The 299-nt window shown below is 56.9% G+C and carries 1 protein-coding gene; it reads left to right on the forward strand.

The features are described 5' to 3' along the window. Window positions 1-99: 99 nt before the first annotated feature. The coding region (locus EE949_RS10555) for a motility-associated protein (RefSeq protein ID WP_346773486.1) at window positions 100-299 on the forward strand (200 nt) is incomplete at its 3' end.

Raw genomic sequence — 299 nt, forward strand, 5'->3', positions numbered from 1 at the left:
CCCCCGGACACGTTATTGTAGTTCTACACGTAATTTATTGAAATCGGGCCGGCGTTAGTTGACATTTTGGCCTTGTTTCACTATGGGGAGTCAGGTCACTTGTTAGTCATAATTGGATATGTGGTGGTGCTGGTCGGCGTCTTCGGCGGTTACGCGATGGCGGGCGGGCATCTGGCCGCGCTGTTCCAGCCGCTGGAGCTGGTGATGATCGGCGGCGGCGCGATTGGGGCTTTCATTGTTGGTAACAATGGCAAGACCATCAAGGCCACGCTGGGCGCGCTGCCGACCCTGTTCAAGGG

The organism is Pseudomonas viridiflava, assembly GCF_900602065.1.
In the GTDB taxonomy this organism is placed as follows: domain Bacteria; phylum Pseudomonadota; class Gammaproteobacteria; order Pseudomonadales; family Pseudomonadaceae; genus Aquipseudomonas.